The sequence below is a fragment of the Methylobacterium sp. 13MFTsu3.1M2 genome (assembly GCF_900112625.1).
GTDB lineage: Bacteria > Pseudomonadota > Alphaproteobacteria > Rhizobiales > Beijerinckiaceae > Methylobacterium.
In genome coordinates this window covers 1-13,532 of sequence record NZ_FOMM01000009.1, presented here as the reverse complement: position 1 = coordinate 13,532, position 13,532 = coordinate 1, and the positions used below count along the sequence as shown (strand labels likewise).

General features: G+C 71.4%; 13 protein-coding genes. 3 read left to right on the top strand and 10 right to left on the bottom strand.

Going from position 1 to position 13,532, the window contains the following annotated elements:
• Positions 1–20 precede the first annotated feature (20 nt).
• The gene (locus tag BM314_RS30555) at positions 21–179 is read left to right on the top strand and encodes a hypothetical protein (protein WP_165923055.1); all 159 of its coding nucleotides are present in this window, start codon (positions 21–23) and stop codon (positions 177–179) included.
• A gap of 185 nt (positions 180–364) precedes the next feature.
• Here the strand turns inward: BM314_RS30555 and BM314_RS09540 are convergent, their stop codons facing one another.
• The 10 genes from BM314_RS09540 to BM314_RS09490 form a co-directional block, all read right to left on the bottom strand.
• On the bottom strand, positions 365–553 hold the full coding sequence (locus BM314_RS09540) for a hypothetical protein (RefSeq protein WP_020091625.1): 189 nt from the start codon (positions 551–553) through the stop codon (positions 365–367).
• A 331-nt stretch (positions 554–884) separates the two neighbouring features.
• Positions 885–2,573, bottom strand: coding sequence for a methyl-accepting chemotaxis protein (locus BM314_RS09530; RefSeq protein WP_091977979.1), 1,689 nt, complete (start codon positions 2,571–2,573; stop codon positions 885–887).
• A gap of 227 nt (positions 2,574–2,800) precedes the next feature.
• The gene (locus BM314_RS09525; RefSeq protein ID WP_020091622.1) at positions 2,801–3,250 is read right to left on the bottom strand and encodes a DUF3617 domain-containing protein; all 450 of its coding nucleotides are present in this window, start codon (positions 3,248–3,250) and stop codon (positions 2,801–2,803) included.
• 260 nt (positions 3,251–3,510) lie between these two features.
• A complete protein-coding gene (locus BM314_RS09520; protein WP_091977978.1) occupies positions 3,511–4,779 on the bottom strand; it encodes an MSMEG_0569 family flavin-dependent oxidoreductase in 1,269 nt (422 codons plus the stop codon).
• The gene (locus BM314_RS09515; protein ID WP_091977977.1) at positions 4,776–5,957 is read right to left on the bottom strand and encodes an MSMEG_0565 family glycosyltransferase; all 1,182 of its coding nucleotides are present in this window, start codon (positions 5,955–5,957) and stop codon (positions 4,776–4,778) included. The genes BM314_RS09520 and BM314_RS09515 overlap by 4 nt, the downstream gene beginning before the upstream one ends.
• Positions 5,954–6,949 (bottom strand): sll0787 family AIR synthase-like protein, encoded by a 996-nt coding sequence (locus BM314_RS09510; RefSeq protein ID WP_091977976.1) that lies wholly within the window; start codon positions 6,947–6,949, stop codon positions 5,954–5,956. The genes BM314_RS09515 and BM314_RS09510 overlap by 4 nt, the downstream gene beginning before the upstream one ends.
• A complete protein-coding gene (locus BM314_RS09505) occupies positions 6,946–7,491 on the bottom strand; it encodes an MSMEG_0567/Sll0786 family nitrogen starvation N-acetyltransferase (RefSeq protein WP_091678904.1) in 546 nt (181 codons plus the stop codon). The genes BM314_RS09510 and BM314_RS09505 overlap by 4 nt, the downstream gene beginning before the upstream one ends.
• Positions 7,488–8,591 carry an MSMEG_0568 family radical SAM protein gene (locus BM314_RS09500; protein WP_091977975.1) on the bottom strand — a complete coding sequence of 368 codons (1,104 nt, stop codon included), beginning with the start codon at positions 8,589–8,591 and terminating at the stop codon, positions 7,488–7,490. The genes BM314_RS09505 and BM314_RS09500 overlap by 4 nt, the downstream gene beginning before the upstream one ends.
• Positions 8,545–9,621: a Nit6803 family nitrilase gene (locus tag BM314_RS09495; protein WP_091977974.1), complete on the bottom strand. Its 1,077-nt coding sequence runs from the start codon at positions 9,619–9,621 to the stop codon at positions 8,545–8,547. The genes BM314_RS09500 and BM314_RS09495 overlap by 47 nt, the downstream gene beginning before the upstream one ends.
• Positions 9,622–9,690: 69 nt before the next feature.
• Positions 9,691–10,173, bottom strand: a complete 483-nt coding sequence (locus BM314_RS09490; protein WP_091977973.1) for an MSMEG_0572/Sll0783 family nitrogen starvation response protein — start codon at positions 10,171–10,173, stop codon at positions 9,691–9,693.
• 359 nt (positions 10,174–10,532) lie between these two features.
• Between BM314_RS09490 and BM314_RS09485 the strand changes: the two genes are divergently transcribed.
• Together BM314_RS09485 and BM314_RS09480 are read left to right on the top strand one after the other, a co-directional pair.
• Complete coding sequence (locus BM314_RS09485) at positions 10,533–11,972, top strand: aminotransferase-like domain-containing protein (RefSeq protein ID WP_091977972.1); 1,440 nt, start codon at positions 10,533–10,535, stop codon at positions 11,970–11,972.
• Positions 11,973–12,414: 442 nt separating this feature from the next.
• The coding region (locus BM314_RS09480) for a methyl-accepting chemotaxis protein (protein ID WP_091977971.1) at positions 12,415–13,532 on the top strand (1,118 nt) is incomplete at its 3' end.

The following is a 13,532-nucleotide window of genomic DNA, read 5'->3' as shown; positions in this document are numbered from 1 at the left end:
ACACGCCAAAGGGAGGATCCATGCCGCTAGGCACCCGCATCGCACTCGCAGCCCTTCTGCTGCTCGGCCTCGCCGCCTGCGACGACAAGCAGGCGCAGAACAACACGCCGACGAAACCCGACTCCACCAAGATGGAGCCGCAGACCGACCAATCGGCGCCGAACACGCAGAAGCGCTAGAGCCGTTCCCGAACGGGGCAGGTGCGGACGGGGATGCTCGCCGAGCCGCCGCTGTTCGTTACGCGGGTCCGTTGCCTCTGTGGCGGAGGCCACACGTCTCTGCGGCCCGACCGGGGAACCCGGTCATCCGGACCGTCGCGACACCTCCGGGGTCGGCACCGGCGACGGCCGGGCATCCCGGGCGGTCAAGTCCGGATCGGCGAGGGACTTGTCTCGGATTGGCCGGTGGTTGCGCCGGTCGGCGGATCGCCGGACGGGTCGGCGATCAGCGGTACGGCGGCGCCGAAGCCGAGAGCCGCCTCGACGAGGATATCGTCGAGCGCGTCCGCGACCCACACGGCGCCGTCGAGGACGGATGTCAGGATTCGAGTCATCTGCACCTCCCTCCCGCATCCCGGGTCGCCGCCGCCGGACGGCGGCGACCCGGGATGCGGTCTTCAACCGGTTCGCACCGCCGTCTCAGACGAAGTGCATCGGGAGGGCGCGGTCCAGGATCTCGACGTAGGTCCCGGCGAGAACCGCGACGGTGGCGGCGGCGACGGCCGTGGCGAGGGCGAAGCGGGCAACGAGGGTCATGGAAGTCTCCATCAGGTCCGCGACTGTGTTCGCGGTGTAACCCTGATGTAAGCTCAAGCTTTCCCCGCCGAGGTGCTACGGCACACCCCGGCGATGAACTGACCGGAGCGGCCTATATCGCCGGGCTCGTCAGACGGCGCGCACGGTCGCGAGGAACCGTCCGACCTCGGCGGACAGGTGCTCGGACTGGCGCGACAGCTCCGAGGCCGCGCCGAGAACCTGGCTCGCCGCCGCGCCGGTCTCCTCCGCGGCGCCGGCCACGCCGGCGATGTTGCTGGTCACCTCGCCGGTGCCCTGCGCGGCCTGGGTGACGTTGCGGACGATCTCCTGCGTCGCCGCGCCCTGCTCCTCGACGGCGGCCGCGATCGAGGTGGCGACGCTGTTGATCTCGCGGATGCGCCCGGTGATCGTCCCGATGGCGGAGACCGCCTGACCGGTCACGCCCTGGATCCGGCCGATCTGACTGGAGATCTCCCCGGTCGCGCGGGCGGTCTGCTCCGCCAGCGCCTTCACCTCGGAGGCTACGACCGCGAAGCCGCGGCCCGCCGCGCCCGCGCGGGCGGCCTCGATCGTGGCGTTCAGCGCCAGGAGGTTAGTCTGACCGGCGATCGAGGAGATCAGGCCCACCACGTCGCCGATCTTGGCGACGGCCCCGCTGAGTTCCTGGACGAGGGCGCCGGTCTCGTCCGCCTCGCCGGCGGCGGAGCGGGCCAGCTCGGCCGAACCCTGGACCTGGCGCCCGATCTCCTGGACGGAGGCGCCGAGCTCCTCGGCGGCGGCCGCGACGGTGCTGACGTTCGAGGCAGCCTCCTCGGCGGCGGCCGCGACCGCCCCCGACTGCGCCGAGGTCTGGCCTGCCATGGCCGACATGGAGCCGGCGGTGGCCTGCAGCTCGGTCGCGGAGGCCGAGACCTGCCCGACGATGCCGCCGACCGCCGCCTCGAAGCTGTCGGCCATCTGGCGCATGCCGATCCGGCGCTGCTCCTCGGCGGCGAGGCGCGCCTGCGCGGTCTCGGCCTCCAGCGCCTTCATCTGGATAAGGCCCTGCTTGAACACCGCGACGGCCGACGCGATGGTGCCGATCTCGGTCTTCTCGCCCTGATGCGGGATCTCGGCCGACAGGTCGCCGGCGATCAGCGCCTGCATCGGCCGCACCACCGCGGCGATGCCGCGGGTGACGCCGAGGACGATGATCACGCCCGACAGAGCGGAGACCGCCACGGCGAGAGCGATCGCGACGAGGCTCACCGTCCAGGTCTCGTTGAAGACGGCGGTGCCCTGGGCCTGCGCGGCATCGGCGCCGGCGTTGTTGATGGCGATCAGCTTCTCGAGGGCCTTGGAGGCGGCGCGGCGCGGGATGAGGCCCTTCGTCTCGTAGAGCTGATAGGCCTCGGTCTTCTTCCCGGCGCGCGACAGGTCGACGACGTCGTTGCGCACCGCCGTGAAGGTCTGCGATTCCTGGTTGAACGCGTCGAAAAGCGACCGCTCTTCGGGCGAGCTGAGCAGGCCCTTGTAGACCGCGACCCGGTCGGCCAGCTTTCTGTCGAAGCTGTCCATATCCTTCTCGATGCTGGCGAGCAGCGCCGGATCGGTCGCCTGCGTGTGCCGCAGGAGAAGGCCGCTGCTGCGGGCGGTCAGCGTGTCGATCTCGCCCAGCGCCCGGATGCTCGGCAGCCAGTTCGTATCGATCTCGACCGCCTGCTCACGCAATTTGCGCGTACTCACGAGCCCGAGCACGCCGAGCCCGATCACGAAAACGGTCAGGACCGAGAAGGCCACGACCAGCTTTGTACGAATGGAGACACTTTGTAGCGACACGGCGGCCTCGACGCAGCCGAATAGAACAATTCCGGGGCTGCACGGCGCACGATTAGCGAAATGTATTTAATATCCGCTAATCAGACCTTCGCCTGACTCGCGGGCTGTCGCTCGCCTTCTCACGAAGGGATGCCGGTTTCGCGGCATGGATCTCCGCGGCGGCGCCCGGGCGGACGCGGGGCGGCACCCGACGGGCTCGCCCGCGCCCGAGGCGCCTGCCGGTGTGCCTATCGGGCTGCCGGTTGGGGCATCTTCACGATCTTGCCGTCGGGCAGGATGATGTCACCCGGGCTCTGTCCGGCCGCGCAGGGACCGATGTAGGTGGCGTCGATCACCATCTGGCGTCGCACGGGCTCCTTGGCGTTCGGCATGCCGGTCAGCGTCGTATCCACCTCCATGTGGATCTTGCTGTTGAAGTCGCCGCTGATCTCGGTCGTGCCCGCGGCCGAGATCGGGCCGAGCTTGCACTCGGTCTCGCCCTTGTAGCCGGTGCTCGTCTTGACGATGGTGCGCTTCGCGCAGTTCTGGCCGCCCCCGAACGCGGCCTGCGCGATCTGATCGGTCTTCTCGTCGATGCATTGACGCGCGGTCGTGTTGCCGTCGGGCGACGTGGTCTTGCTCTCCCACAGGCCGGCCTTGCGTGCCGGCAACGTCTCGGCGGAGGCCACACTGGTCATCACGGACAGAATCGCCGCAATCCCGATACCGACGGTACGTGCTCGCATGGATGATCCCTGGATCTGACGCGACTCAGGCGCCGCAACGGGGCGTGGCTAACCGATGCGATACAGGCGAACAAGTCGATCCTGGACCAGCGTTCGCTCCGGAACACTGGAAGGGATCGGCACTCCGGCCGCGGATACCCGGCTTGAGCGGTCCGAATGTCGGGATGACTGAGGGGAGGTTTCGCCCGGGTTCGACCGGATGATGATCCGGCTCACACTGCCCGCTTCAGGCCGACCGCACCGGCGCCGAGACGCGCCTCGATCACCTGCACGATGTACTCGGCGTCGCGGCCGACCGCGCCGAAGCGGCCCGAGCCCCACGTGTTCAGCCAGGGCAGGCCGATGAAGGAGATGCCCGCCTCGGCCGTGACGCCGCGCCTGTGCTTCGGCTGGCCGGCGCCGTTGAACACGGACGCGTCGAGCCACCGGAAATCCGGCGCGAAGCCGATGCACCAGACCACGCTGGCGATGCCGGACCCTTCGAGGGGGAGCGCGGTGACAGGCTCGCCCGGCTCCCAGACCGGCGCGTAGGGCGCCTGGACCGGCGCCGCGATGCCGGCCGCGTCGATATGGGCGTCGATGGCCGCGTTGATGCCGTTGTAGGTCCGGTCGGCCTGGTCGAGCGCGGGCCGGAGGTTGTCCCGGAAGCGGAGGGCGCCCGCCGCGTAGTCCTCGAGGACGCCGTAGAGCGCCATGCCCTCCAGGGCGAAGCGGCGCAGGTCGATGTCCCGGCCGCCGTCGCGACCGGTCACGTAGTGGTTGGTGTTGTCCCGGACGCCGTCGCGCAGCGGGTGATCGTCGACGGTCTTCTCGTAGTAGCCCATGTCGGCGAGCCACGCGACGACGTCGCGGCCGCGGTAGAAGCGGGCGCAGCGGGGTGCGTCGCCCACGGCGAGATGTACCTGCCGTCCGGCGAGATGCAGGTCCTCGGCGATCTGCGCGCCGGACTGCCCCGAGCCGACGACCAGGACCGCGCCGTCGGGCAGCTGCGCCGGGTTCCGATACTGATTCGAGTGGATCTGGGTGATCGCGGGCGGCAGCTTCTCGGCCATGCGCGGGATGATCGGCGTGTGGTAGCCGCCAGAGGCCACCACGATCTCGTCCGCGGTGTAGTCGCCCTCCGAGGTCCGGACCGCGAACACGCCGTCGTCGCGCCGCGCCACGCGCGTGACCGCCACGCCCTCGCGGAGCGGCGGCCTCACCTTGGCGACGAAGGCCTTCAGGTAGGCGACGATCTCGTCCTTCCTCATGAACCCGTCCGGGTCCGGCCCGTCGTAGGGGTGGCCCGGCAGGTCGCACTGCCAGTTCGGGGTGACGAGGCAGAACGTGTCCCAGCGCTGCGTCGCCCAGGTGTGCGCGGCCGTGTGCTTCTCGAAGACGAGGTGCGCGATTCCGCGCTGCTTCAGGTGGTAGCTGACCGAGAGGCCAGCCTGGCCGCCGCCGACGACAGCGACGGGAACGTGACGGGTCGTTGTCGTCATGGCTGCAACTCCGTGAAGGCTGCCGCGCCGCGGGCGCAGGCGGCGTAGGCGTCGCGGTGACGCGTCGCGCAGGCGCGCCAGGAATGGGCGGCCGCGCGCTCCAGCCCCGCCGCCCGCAGGCGGGCGCGGGTCCGCGGTTCCAGCGCCGCCGCCATGGCGGCGGCGATGCCGTCGGGGTCGGCGGGATCGACGAACAGCGCGTCGGCCGGCGTCAGGTACTCGGTGAAGGGCGGTCGGTCGGAGACGATCGCCGGCGTTCCGCAGGCCATGGCCTCCAGAACGCAGAGGCCGAACCCCTCGGTCCAGGACGGGAAGGCCAGCAGGTCCGCGGCCCGGTAGAGCGCCGGCATGTCGGCCTGCGCGACGGGCCCCGTCTCGATGACGGCCGCGCCGCGGCCCACGTCCAGACCCGCGGCGACGAGGGTGGCGCGGCAGCGTTCGCGGTAGCCGGCGTGATCGAGGAGCGAGGCGCCGCCCGCGACGACGAGCTGGGCATGCGGGTGGCGCGTCCGCAGGCGCGCGAACCCCGCGATGATGCCGAGGCTGTTCTTGCGCTCCTCGAGGCCGCCGACGCTGAGGACGATCGGCCCCGCGCCGAGCCCCCAGCGCGCCCGCAGAGCCGCGTCGCCCTCCGCGGCCGCGGGGCGATAGACCGACAGGTCGACCCCGTTGCCGACGATCCCGGCCTCGGCGCCGATCGCGTCCCGGATCCAGTCGGCCCACAGGCGGCTGACGCAGAGCAGCCGGCCGGCCTCGCGGATCGCGCGGTCCTGCCAGCCCGCGAGGACGGGGTCGGCGAAGCTGTCGACGTGGTGGACGGTCCGGACGAAGCCCGGGATCAGGCGCCGGTGCTTCAGGGTCGCGAGGGCGTTGCCGCCGATGCCGTCATGGGCGTGGAACACGTCGAAGTCGCGGGCCGCCGGGCTCGCGAAGTGGCGCAGGTAGTCGTGGATGCGGGTTCGTACGAGGTCGACCGTCCCGCCCGCGACCGGCTCGGCGGCGACCGCCACGGTGGGGCAGGACGCGTCCCGGAAGAACCCGCGGCCGGACGGGTCGGGCGCGTGGACCACCGCCGCGTGACCGAGTTCGCACAGGGCCTCGGCGAGGGCGAGGCAGTGGGCGACCCCGCCGCGCGGGTTGGTGGAGTGGGTCAGGAGGGCGACGCGCAGCGGCTTCACGGCGTCGCCCCCGGGCCGTCCCTGCCGCAGCCGATCAGCGGGCCGGTGGCGAAGTCCCAGACGACGGCCTCGGCGCCCGAGGCGTCCCGCAGCCGGACGGCCCGGCCGGCGTCGAGGCCCCCGATCCGGGCCGCCGCGATGCCGCGCTCGGCGAAGCGCGCGGTGACGGCCGCCGTGCGGTCGGGGCGGACGCTGACGAGGTAGCCGAAGCTCGGGAACGCCGTCAGCCAGCGCGTGAGCGGGACGTGGTCGGGCCGCGGGATCGCGTCGAGGTCGATGACGCCGCCGACGGCGGAGCATTCGAGCAGCATCAGGGCCGTACCGACGACCCCCGCCATGCTGATGTCCTTGGCGGCGCCGGCCAGGCCGTCCTCAGCGAGGCCCGGCAGCAGGGCGAGGTCGCCCCGCAGCCGCGCGCCCGGCGCGCCGGTGGAGGCGTCCCAGTAGGGGTGCGGATCGCGGAAGCGCCCGCGCAGGTCGATGGCGGCGACGAGGTCGTCGCCGGGCGCGGCGTCGAAGCTCGTCAGCAGGCGCGGTCCCGCCCGGCCGAGCACCGCGACCGCGAGGTTGCCGGCGGCCGCGCGGGTGTTGGTGTGGCCGCCGACCACCGGGACGCCGTAGAGCGCGGCGGCGTCGGACAGGCCGGCCAGGATCGGGTCGGCGGCCCCGGCCTCCCGGGCCCAGAGGGCGTCGACGACGGCGAGCGGACGCCCGCCCATGGCGGCGACGTCGCTCAGGTTGACCATGATCCCGCAATAGCCCGCGAAGTACGGATCGTCGGCCACGAAGCTGTCGAGGAAGCCCTCGATGGCCAGCAGCAGGTGCCCGTCGCCGTCGGGGATCGCCGCGCAATCGTCGCCGACCGGCACGGCCGCGTGCCGGCTCCCGAGCCCGAGCCGCCGCACCACCGCGTCGATGTCGCGCTTGTGGCCGACCCCGCGGGCCTCGCGGATCTGGCGGGCCAGCGCCCGGACGTCGATCCCGGCGGTCACGCGGCCCTGCGGAAGGTGAGGAGGCCGTGCTCGGGATCGTGCATCGGCGGGTAGGCCGCGAGGTCCGCCTCCATCAGGCGGTGGGGCCGCCCGTGCAGGTCCAGCGCGTCGAGGCTCTCCCAGTGCAGGGCCTCGAACAGCGCGACGTTGCCCTCCTGGACGTGTGCGAGGAAGCGGGTGCAGCCCCGCGCGTGGGCCGAGGACACCGCGACCCGGATGAGGCCGGTGCCGAGGGCGGCGGCGCTGCGGAAAGGCTTGGCGACGGCGAGGCGCGAGCCCCACCACGTTCCCGGGCGCGCGCCGTCTTCGTGGATCCGCACGGTGCCGACGACGGCGTCCGCGTCGCCGCCGAGCGTCGAGAGGGCGCAGACCGGGACGGCGTGCGCGTCGATCGCGTCGCGGTCGTCCTCGGCGAAGATCCCCTGCTCCGCGCAGAAGACCTGCCGCCGCAGGGCGGCGCAGGCGCGCCGCTCCCAGGGCGCGACCGCGAATTTCACCCGGAAGTGGCTGGGCCGGTACGGCGGAACGGGGTCGAACATCAGGCCGCCTCCCCCGCGCGCTCGTAGGTGGAGAGCGCCGAGCAGGCACCGCACCGGCCGCAGCCGGCCTTGATGTCGGTGGAGCGCAGGTTCGCCCGCCCCAGCATCTCCGCGAGCGGCTTCAGGACGGCGTGCATGAAGTTGGGCCCGGGGGCCGGATGGCTCTCCAGCGGCGTGCCGGAGATCGGCACGAAGGGCACCACGAACGGGTAGACGCCCATCCCGATCAGCCGGTCGGCCATCGCGAGGATCGCCTCCGGCGCGTCGCCGAGGCCGGCGAGGATGTAGGTGGAGACCTGGCCGCGCCCGAAGACCGGGACAGCGGCCGCGAAGGCATCGTAGTACCGCTCCAGCGGCACGCCCGCCTTGCCGGGCATGATCCGCGCCCGCACCTCGGGCGTGACGGCTTCGAGATGCATGCCCAGCGCGTCGATGCCCGAGGCCTTCATCCGCTCGAACCAGCGGTCGTCGTCGGGCGGCTCGCACTGGGCCTGGATCGGCAGGTCGACGGCCGCCTTCACCGCGAAGGCGCTCTCACACAGGATCGCGGCGCCGCGGTCAGTGGCGTTCGGCGTGCCGGTGGTCATGACCATGTGCTTCACGCCGTCGAGCAGCACGGCGGCGCGGGCGACCTCGGCGAGCTGCTCGGGTGTCTTGCGGGCCACCGTGCGGCCGGCCGCCAGCGACTGGCCGATCGAGCAGAACTGGCAGGTCTTCGCGCGGCTCTGGTAGCGGATGCAGGTCTGCAGCACCGTGGTGGCCAGCACGTCGCGCCCGTGCAGGACGGCGATCTTCGCGTAGGGCACACCGTCGAAGGTGGAGAGGGCGTAGAAGCGCGGGCGGCCCGGGAAGGTGACGTGGCCGACCACGACGCCCGCGTGCTCGATCACCGCGATTCCGTCCGCGTCCGGCGGGCGCACCAGGAAGGGCGAGTCGAAGGCGGCCTCGGTGTGGACCGGCACCATCACGGTGCGGCCCGCGATGGTCATCGCCTTGTGGTCCGAGGGGCCGGCGCCGCCGCGGCGGCTCGGCGCGCCGGCGCGGCTGTCGGCGAGCCTAACGCCGCAGGATTGCAACGCGTTGATCAGGCGCTCCGTCGGCATCCCGATCAGGCCCGTCGGGGCCGTCGGGGATATGGGACGGCGCGTCGGAAGCGGGCTGCTGGTCATGGTCGGGGCTCCGGGGGGCGGTCTGCGAACGGGCCGGCCGCTGCACGAAGGCGGCCGGGCGGTCGTCGTGCAGCAGGCTGAGGAGCTCCGGCCGCGCGTAGTGGCCGACCGAGTCCATCATCCGCTTGCGCTTGGTCACCAGCGCGAGATCCATGTCGGCGATCAGGATGCCCTCGCCCGGTCCCAGGGGATCGGCGAGGTGCTTGCCCTCGGGCGACACGATGGCGGTGCAGTTCCCGCCGCGGCAGGCGCCGCGCAGGCGCTCGTCCGGGCAGACCTGCGCGACCTGCGCGTCGGTGAGCCAGCCGGTGGCGTTGACCACGAAGCAGGCCGCTTCCAGGGCGTGGTGGCGGATCGTCACCTCCATCTGATCGGCGAAGATCTGGCCGACGAGGGAGCCCGGGAACTGCGCGGCGTGGATCTCCTCGTGGCCCACCATCAGGGCGTAGCGGGCGAGCGGGTTGTAGTGCTCCCAGCAGGCGAGCGCCCCCACGCGGCCGACCGCCGTCTCCACCACGGCGAGGCCGGCGCCGTCGCCCTGCCCCCAGATCATGCGCTCGTGGTAGGTCGGCGTGATCTTCCGGCGCTTGAGCTTCAGGGCGCCGTCCGCGTCGAAGATCAGCTGCGCGTTGTAGAGCGATCCGTGGTCGCGCTCGTTGACCCCGACCACGATCACGGCCCCGTGGCGCCGCGCGGCCGCGGAGACCGCCTGCGTCACCGGACCCGGCACGGCGACCGCGCGCTCGTAGAGGCGCAGGTGCTCGGGCCCCTGGAGCGCGGGCGGGAGAACGAACGAGAAGTAGGGATAGTAGGGCACGAAGGTCTCGGGGAAGACCATGAAGCGCGCGCCCTTGGCGGCGGCCTCGTCGACGGCGTTGAGCACGCGCTCCAGGGTGCCGTCCGGGCGGTCGAGGTCCGGCGCGATCTGGATCGCGGCAGCCCGCACGATCCGGGTCTCTGACATGGGTGGTCCTCCGGCTGAGCCAGCGGCTGCGCGCGTCGCGCGCGGCCGCCGGGGGCGTTGGCGCGGTCGTCAGACGGTCCAGGTGTCGATGATCACCGCGTTGTCGCGCTTGTGCAGGAGGATGCAGTCGAGCACGTCCAGGGGGTTGATCATGCGAATACCCTCGATGAAGGCCGCCTCGCTGTGCCCGTACAGGGCCTGTGTCGAGAAGCGGCAGGCGTAGACCTTGCCGCCCTCGGTCATGAACTTCTCGAGCTGGTTGTTGAAATTGAGATGGCCCGGGAACGCCTCGTCGCCGAGCCGGGGGAACCCGCGCTGGATCCCGAGGGTGATGCCCGGGCCGTAGAGCAGGATCGAGGTCTCGAAGCCCTTGCGCTGCAGGCGGGTGGCCTGGAGCAGGTTGACGAGGCCGATCGAGCCCTCGAACGCGACGGTGTGGAAGGTGACGAGGGCCTTCTGGCCGGGTTCGGCCTTCACGTCCTCGAAGACCTTCTCCTCGTAGTCGACCAGGACGTCGCCCTTCTTGTGCGGCTCGCGGTTCACGGCAGGCATTGCTCACGCTCCTCGATGGTCTGACCCGCGGCAGGGGGTGCTGCGCACGTTCAGACAGTCGGATGGCAAGCCATGTGCCAGATCGGAGCCGTCAGGAATGCATTCAATAACGCGCCCTGCGATGCATACAATGATACGATCAATTGAGCGAAGTCGATCCGCTCGGTTCTACTCGACGACGCACAATTCATCATCAGGATTTGCGCACGTCGTCGCCAGATGACGCGCGCTTCGGCGACGAGTATTGTACGCATTGCACGCATCGATCGCGCCGTGATAGGCCGTCACGCGCCCGGTACGGCGCTTGCAAGCCATACAATCGATCATTGATCGGTTTTCAGGTCGCGGGTGCTGGACGGATGAAGGCTGGCGGGCGGGGAGGACGGTCGGTCGACCGGGGCGACGCGGCCGGTATCTGGACGCCGGACCTCAGGCGCTGGGGCAAGCCCCATTACCTAGCCATCGCGGACGCGCTGGCGGACGACATCCGGACCGGCCACCTGCTTCCGGGCACGCGCCTGCCGACCCAGCGCGCGCTCGCCGCCACGCTCGACCTCAATTTCACGACCGTGTCCCGCGGCTACGTCGAGGCCCACAGGCGCGGCCTGATCGAGGGCCGGGTCGGTCGGGGCACCTTCGTGGTCGACCCGGCGGACGCCGCCCGCACCGCTGGGCCAGCCCTTCCCCGGCGGCCGGGACCGGTCGACTTCACCATGAACCTGCCCCCGGAACCCGACCTGCCCGGCCTGCGGGCCCGCATGCGGTCGTCCTTCGCGGAGCTCTCGGGCGATCTCGCCGACCTCCTGCGCTACCAGGGCTTCGGCGGGACGGAGGCGGACAAGGAGGCCGCGCTGCGCTGGCTCGCGGGTCGCGGGATCGCGGCGGCGCGCGAGCGCCTGCTGATCTGCCCCGGCGCGCACAGCGCCCTGTCCAGCATCCTGGGACAGGTCGCGCAGGCGGGCGACACGATCTGCGCCGAGCGAATCACCTATCCGGGTATCCGGACCCTCGCGGCGCACCGGGGCCTGCGCCTCGTCGGCCTCCCGATGGACCGCCACGGGCTCGACCCCGACGCCTTCGCGGCCGCCTGCACGCGGGGAGCGCCGAAGGCCCTCTACCTCAATCCCCTGCTGCAGAACCCGACCACCGCGACCCTGTCCCGTGCCCGGCGCGAAGCCGTCATCGCGACGGCCCGCCGCTACGCGGTCACCATCATCGAGGACGACGCCTACGCGCGCATCTGCCCGGCACCGCCGCCGAGCTTCGCCGAACTTGCGCCCGAGATCACCTACTACGTGGCGGGCGTCGCGAAGTGCCTGGGCGCCGGCCTTCGCCTCGCCTTCCTGATCGCCCCGAACGCGCGGGCCGCCCTGCCCCTCGGCGACGCCCTGCGCGCTGCCACCGTGATGGCGTCGCCGATCTCGACCGCGCTGACGACGCGCTGGATCACGGACGGGACGGCGGACGCCATCGTGGATTTCGTCCGCGCCGAGTCGGCCGCGCGCCAGAGCCTCGCGGCCGCGCTGCTGCCCGCCGAGGCCTACGTCGCGGACCCGCACGCCTTCCATGTCTGGATCACCCTGCCGGCGGGATGGACGCGCTCGGCCTTCGCCAGCCAGGGCCGCGCGGCCGGTCTCGGGGTGGTCGGCAGCGACCCCTTCTGCGTCGCGGGGACGCCGCCCGAGGCCGTCCGCCTCTGCCTCGGCGGCCCTTCGACCCGGCAGCAGATCGCCCACGGGCTGGAGAGGCTGGCCCACGCCCTGGACGGCTCGCCGGCGCTGGCCTCGACCTACATCTGACGGAGCCGGCCGCGTCCCTTCGACCGCGGGCGTCAGGTCGGTCGAATCGTGCCGGCGCGTGGCATCCAGCCGCATCGCGTCGCGGCGCGCCGATCCGGCAGCGAAGACCAGAAATCCTATTCTACGTTAGCATAAGAACTTCCGTGCAACCTGAGAGCATGACGGCGCCGGATCTCGGCGTCGAAATCCGTACCCTCGATTGTATAGTTTACGGGCACTGATATCGAAGATTGCGTAAAAATTTACTGCTCTGGTAGTTTTGCACTATCCCAAACCCTCTCAATCTTGAACTATTGTGCCGTTCAGATTTAAGTCATCGTTCACGATTGTGCGCAATCATTATGCGAGGCCGTCATGCCGTGACAGTAAATCAGCGGCAGATCCCAAGAAGAACCGCGTGTTCGCACTCGGGATCCCGGCAATGACATGAAGGGATGGGATCATGCTCGGCGCCCTGCGCGGTCGTGAAGGTCTGGCGGCGAAATTCGACGCCCTCGACCGGTCTCAGGCGGTCATCGAGTTCGAGCCGGACGGCACCATCATCACGGCCAACGCCAACTTCCTGACGATGATGGGCTACGCCCTGCCCGACATCCGGGGCCAGCGCCACGCCCTGTTCGTGGAGGCGGCGCACCGGGACAGCCCGGCGTATCACGCCTTCTGGGACGCCCTGCGGCAGGGCACCTGCCAAGTGGCCGAGTTCAAGCGGATCGCCCAGGGCGGCCGCCACGTCTGGGTGCAGGCGAGCTACAATCCGGTGCTCGACCGCGCGGGCCGCGTCGTGAAGGTGGTCAAGGTCGCCTCGGACATCACGGCGCAGAAGCTGCTGATGCTCGACTACGCCGGTCAGATCGCGGCGCTGCACCGGTCCCAGGCGGTGATCGCCTTCGATCCGGCCGGCACGATCCTGGAGGCCAACGGCAACTTCCTCGAGACGATGGGGTATCGCCTGGAGGAGATCCGGGGCCAGCACCACGGCGTGTTCGTCGACCCGGCCGAGCGGTCGAGTGCCGGCTACCGCGCGTTCTGGGAGGGCCTTGGCCGGGGTGAGTTCGCGGGCGGCGAGTTCCGCCGCATCGCCAAGGGCGGCCGTGACGTCTGGATCCAGGCGACCTACAATCCGATCCTCGATGCCAGCGGCTGCGTCCTCAAGGTCGTCAAGTTCGCCGCCGACATCTCCGCGCAGGTCCAGGAGCGCCACCGGCGCGTCGCGGCGCAGCGGGCGATCGGCGTCGACCTCGACGCGATCGGCACCGCCGTCGAGGGCGCCAGCCGCCGGACCGCGGAGGCCGTCGACCTCGCCGGGCGGGTGTCCGGCGACATCCAGAGCGTGGCCTCGGGCGCCGAGGAGCTGTCGGCCTCGGTGGGCGAGATCAGCCAGCAGGTCAGCCACGCGGCGCGGATGGCCGGCGAGGCCGTCGAGCAGGCCCGGCACACCAGCACGATCGTCGAGGGCCTGAGCGGGCAGGCGGCGCAGATCGGCGACGTCGTGACCATGATCCAGGGCATCGCGGCCCAGACCAATCTGCTCGCGCTCAACGCCACGATCGAGGCGGCCCG